The organism is Methylobacterium sp. J-070, assembly GCF_022829385.1.
Taxonomy (GTDB): Bacteria; Pseudomonadota; Alphaproteobacteria; order Rhizobiales; family Beijerinckiaceae; genus Methylobacterium.
In genome coordinates this window covers 1-4,102 of record NZ_JAKSXX010000178.1, presented here as the reverse complement: position 1 = coordinate 4,102, position 4,102 = coordinate 1, and the positions used below count along the sequence as shown (strand labels likewise).

Below are 4,102 nucleotides of genomic sequence, written 5' to 3'. Positions count from 1 at the left end.
TCACCTCATTGAGGTACACAGATCGAGCCTGCATAGGTGACGCATGAGCGATCCCGAGCCCGACGCCGACTTCCGCGAGCGCTTGCTGCGAGAAGTCCCTGACAGCGATCGGGACTTCGTGATGAGAGCGTCGGGGAAACGGCTGGACGCGTTGGGCCGCAAGTACGATGTGTATAGGACCGGCGTGCCCCTCGATGGCTTCGACGGGTTTGAAGACGGAGATGCCGAGGATGACGGCGTCTGACCCCAAGCTTGGTGGCCTGAGATGATCGGCGAAGCCGTCACTGAGTACCTGAAGGCGAAGGCCTACCTGAAATGCGCGTTCGAGCCCTGCTGGTATTAAGCGGTTGCCTGATTGCCGGCACCTGTGAGGCTGGGCACGCCAGTAGCTCCGTCGGTCGGATCGCACTCGCAAATCCTGCGTCTGTGCACTGCGCGCAAGGGGGTGGCACGACGGTGATCCGGAACAGCGCCGCCGGTGGGTTCGGATACTGCCGCTTCGCAGATGGTCGCGTCTGTGAGGAATGGGCGCTGCTGCGGGACAACCGGTGTAAGCCGCCCGAGTGAACCCCATCCGCCGCCAGCCCGTGCTCAGATAAGGCGCGGGGTTTCTTAGCCTGCCCGCTTAGCGCTCCAACTGCCACTGCACTCGACCAAGCCGCCTGACGTGCGCCATGTACCGCTGCCGCTGCCCTTCGCAGTCAGGCTGCCGGCGATCGGCACCTTGTTCGAGCCGCTTGTGATCGTGGCCTGCACGGCACCGCCGGCCGATACACCGCCATCGATATTAACTTCCTCACCGGGGATGGAGGCGTCGCTGTCATTGATCTGTACGCGATAGCTTGTGTGGGCTGAGCAGGGCCCCTCGGCCGTGGTGGCAATGATGGTCCAAGAGCCATCGTATTGATTTGGCACCCGCACCTTCTTCGTAGCCGCATTGGTCGGACATGAAGCACCGAGCAGAAGGCCAGCCGTAAGGATCGAGACGGGGATACGGGTCACAGGCAGCTCCGAGGCACGCGCCGTCGGGGCTGACTACGCCCCTGATATACGGGGACAGCAGCTAGATAGTTTCAGCTGTAATCGTCGATAAGGCATCCGATCGGTTAGGCTTGCGGACAAGCTAAACCCTATCTCGCTATGAACTTTCTCTGTTAAGCTAATTGTCCGTTCCCGCATGTTGAGGAAGATCGTCGCTTTATCGAACTGGCCGTTGAAACTCTCTCCTCAAGAGGACCGTAGGGGATAGCCGACGCCCTGTTATGGGCGCCGCGCCGCGGACGTGGAGTTCCCAAGCCTTTTTGGCTTCGAACTGACACGTCCGCCGAACTCAGGAGTCCATGATGAGGAAGACGACTTTCTCGCTCTCCGCTGCAACGCTGCTTGTCAGCCTCGCTCTCGGTGTCGGCACAGTGTCGGCAGCCCCGATGTCGGTGAACGGCCTTCAGACCGGCCAGTCGGACGTCACCCAGGTTCGCATGATGCACGGCGACCGGATGATGCATAAGCGGATGATGCGCCGTCACATGATGAAGAAGCGGATGATGCACCGCATGTGAGGCGCACACCTTCAGCATCGGGAGGGCTCCTGTCAGAGTCCTTCCATCATCTACCGCTCTACCGGATCAATGAGACCGACGCCTTGCCTCGCACCTATAGGCTCGCGGTGAAGCCCTGCCCTTTGTACGGAAATTGTTTCCGCTGGGTCATCTCGTCCTCGGACGGCCTCTTCTCCGAGCAATCGGCCTATCCCTATGCGACTAGGGCAGCTGCGATGATTGTGGGCCGGATCCGGATGGCTGATCTGAGCAGCGGCCAACAGGGAACGGAACCGCTCATCCGTCGATCGGAAATCTTACGACGGCCCCGGTCTTGACGATGGTCCAACGCAGGCCTGGTGTGGTGGCTTTGTCGGCGAGCAGCTTCATGGCCTGCGGATGCATTTCAATCGCCCTGGCGACGTCGATCCGGTGTAGGATCCTCGCGAGATCAGCAAACCGTGATGCATCATACAGATGGTCGGTGAGTTTGTGTCGAGCGACAGGAGTTTCATCCCATGCTCTACAGCCGACCGACTGCTCACCTTTTTCTCGCTACGTCTCTGTCGCTGGCAGGGCTTGTGGCAGCGCGAGCAGCGACCATTTCCGATGAGGATAAGGCTTTCGTCGCCAAGGTCTCACAGGGCGGGATGTACGAGGTCGAGCTAGGCAAGCTGGCTGAGAGCAAGGGGGCCCGCCAGGACATCAAGGACCAGGGCAACACCGAAGCGCACGACCACGGTCTCGTCGGCGACAAGCTCAAGTCGATCGCCACGGGCGCTGGGCTCTCGTTCCCCGACACGCTCAACACGGAGTTCCAGGGCCGGCTCGATCGGATGAAGGGGCTATCGGGCGCGGCCTTCGATGCCGCCTACGTCAAGGACATGAAGGCCATTCACGACGCGGACGGCGCCGCCTTTGCCAAGGAAGCCAAGTCTGGGAGCAACCCAGATCTCAAGGCTTTCGCCAGCGAGACCCACCGCATCGTCCAGCGTCACCTTGGCGAGCTAAGTGCCAGGACAAACTGAAAGCGCTCGGGACGGTAGGACGTACACCAGCTGGGCGGCCACATCATCACGGCCTCGCGCACTCCCGACCGCGACTAAGGCGTTGCAGTTGGCATCTTTAGCGCGCGAACCTGATATCGCTCAGAAGCTGCCGGTCTGCCGGGACGTGATCGCGAAGGCAGCAGAGACAAGATCCCTGGCGCGGAAGGGTTTAGACAAAAACCTCACCCCTTCGGGTAAGTCGCCCACCCTCGGTGTATCTGCTCCCGACACCACGACGATGCCCATCTCCGGCCAGCGTGCCGTCACCGCTCGAATGAAGTCGCGACCGCTGATCCGGCCTGCCGGCATATCGAGGTCGGTGATCAGCACGCCGATATCATCGCGTTGAGCCAGCAGGACCATCGCCTCGTCGGCATCTCGTGCCTCGAACACGGCCATACCGACATCGGAGAACACGTCGGCCGTATCCATCAGCAGCAATGGCTCATCCTCGACGACGAGGACGCCGATCATGCCGCTGCGAAGAGGCGGCCGAGTTGGCATGACAGCCTATCCCTGAAACCCTGCTCAGCGGGTGCCCGGGCCCAGATAGTCGGTGACGGTGGTGATGCGCGAGCCGACCATGCGCACCGCCTTGGGCAGCCGCTCCTCGGTGACGCCGAACCGCTTCATCCACAGATCGCGAGCGCCGCGGTCCGAGATGTCGATATGGGTGCTGGCACGAGGTTCGGTCGGCATGATGATCGATCCGGGATGGGTCGTCCGGGACAGCCGGACATCTACAAGGCCCAACTGCGCTTTGGCGACGCGGGTTGCTCCAGCAAACCGACAAGGCACCCTGAATTGGTGAAAAGCCTGGCGGCCATATCATCACGGCTCGCCCGGCCCATTAGCGCATATGTGGCGGTGAGGCACGGGTCGCGTTGGCTTACTCGACGGTGCGCCATTTCACAGGCGGCAGGGCCGCGCCGGGCGTCCTCGCATCCCGCCGGCAGAAGACCCATCGGTCGCCGGTCACGACCACGGCTCAACTCGCACACAGATGGTTTACCGCTACGTGCATACCTGCGGAACGGGTCCTCGCGCTGAGCACTTAGCGAACCGCCATGCTTTGGTCCTGCCTGATCCTCTTTGCCGAACAAGCGTTCGTGCCTGCGCAGTGGGAGCGTGCCTCTGTGCGGAAGGAGGCAGTCCACGAAACGCTTATGCTCGGTTTCGTGGGCATCATCGTCAGCGCCGGGGCGCTCGCGTTCCTGATGGGAACGATCGAGATCGGCGGCATAACTCACTGCGCGAATTGGCACCGGAAGCACGCCGCGGCGCAACTCGCCGACGGTCCGCTACCTCCCCTGTCCCCCAAACGCCACGGCAATCTGCTGCTCAAGCACCATGCTACTGCTCCCGACCGAACGGCTAGTGGTTCGAGTCTAACGCTTGGTGCCCGCGTTTGGCGGCCTGGATGATGCGGTCCGGGTCCGCGGTCCAGACGAAAGGTTTCGGGTTGCCGTTGCTCTCGGCGATGAAGCGTTTGATGGCTGCCTGAACCTCGACGAG

General features: G+C 61.9%; 7 protein-coding genes and 1 pseudogene. 4 read left to right on the top strand and 4 right to left on the bottom strand.

Annotated elements, in window-relative coordinates; all coding sequences use genetic code 11:
* Nucleotides 1–43 precede the first annotated feature (43 nt).
* Nucleotides 44–244, top strand: a complete 201-nt coding sequence (locus MKL01_RS19305; protein ID WP_243906818.1) for a hypothetical protein — start codon at nt 44–46, stop codon at nt 242–244.
* A 71-nt stretch (nt 245–315) separates the two neighbouring features.
* Nucleotides 316–567 carry a DUF333 domain-containing protein gene (locus MKL01_RS19300; RefSeq protein WP_243906817.1) on the top strand — a complete coding sequence of 84 codons (252 nt, stop codon included), beginning with the start codon at nt 316–318 and terminating at the stop codon, nt 565–567.
* A 45-nt stretch (nt 568–612) separates the two neighbouring features.
* Here MKL01_RS19300 and MKL01_RS19295 read toward each other — a convergent pair whose 3' ends face one another.
* On the bottom strand, nt 613–1,002 hold the full coding sequence (locus MKL01_RS19295; protein WP_243906816.1) for a heme utilization protein: 390 nt from the start codon (nt 1,000–1,002) through the stop codon (nt 613–615).
* 338 nt (nt 1,003–1,340) lie between these two features.
* Here MKL01_RS19295 and MKL01_RS19290 point away from each other — a divergent pair, with 338 nt between their 5' ends.
* Nucleotides 1,341–1,559, top strand: a complete 219-nt coding sequence (locus MKL01_RS19290) for a hypothetical protein (RefSeq protein ID WP_243906815.1) — start codon at nt 1,341–1,343, stop codon at nt 1,557–1,559.
* Nucleotides 1,560–2,056: 497 nt separating this feature from the next.
* The gene (locus MKL01_RS19285; protein ID WP_243906814.1) at nt 2,057–2,566 is read left to right on the top strand and encodes a DUF4142 domain-containing protein; all 510 of its coding nucleotides are present in this window, start codon (nt 2,057–2,059) and stop codon (nt 2,564–2,566) included.
* 120 nt (nt 2,567–2,686) lie between these two features.
* Here MKL01_RS19285 and MKL01_RS19280 read toward each other — a convergent pair whose 3' ends face one another.
* The 3 genes and pseudogenes from MKL01_RS19280 to MKL01_RS19270 form a co-directional block, all read right to left on the bottom strand.
* Nucleotides 2,687–3,061: a response regulator gene (locus tag MKL01_RS19280; RefSeq protein WP_243906813.1), complete on the bottom strand. Its 375-nt coding sequence runs from the start codon at nt 3,059–3,061 to the stop codon at nt 2,687–2,689.
* A 54-nt stretch (nt 3,062–3,115) separates the two neighbouring features.
* Nucleotides 3,116–3,286 (bottom strand): DUF3606 domain-containing protein, encoded by a 171-nt coding sequence (locus MKL01_RS19275; protein ID WP_243906812.1) that lies wholly within the window; start codon nt 3,284–3,286, stop codon nt 3,116–3,118.
* Between the two features lie 675 nt (nt 3,287–3,961).
* A pseudogene (locus MKL01_RS19270) lies at nt 3,962–4,102 on the bottom strand (IS630 family transposase); the annotation flags it as partial.

Coding starts and splice junctions, on each gene's coding strand:
- MKL01_RS19305 (WP_243906818.1), top strand. CDS start 44: ATGAGCGATCCCGAGCCCGACGCCGACTTCCGCGAGCGCTTGCTGCGA.
- MKL01_RS19300 (WP_243906817.1), top strand. CDS start 316: ATGCGCGTTCGAGCCCTGCTGGTATTAAGCGGTTGCCTGATTGCCGGC.
- MKL01_RS19290 (WP_243906815.1), top strand. CDS start 1,341: ATGATGAGGAAGACGACTTTCTCGCTCTCCGCTGCAACGCTGCTTGTC.
- MKL01_RS19285 (WP_243906814.1), top strand. CDS start 2,057: ATGCTCTACAGCCGACCGACTGCTCACCTTTTTCTCGCTACGTCTCTG.
- MKL01_RS19280 (WP_243906813.1), bottom strand. CDS start 3,061: ATGATCGGCGTCCTCGTCGTCGAGGATGAGCCATTGCTGCTGATGGAT.
- MKL01_RS19275 (WP_243906812.1), bottom strand. CDS start 3,286: ATGCCGACCGAACCTCGTGCCAGCACCCATATCGACATCTCGGACCGC.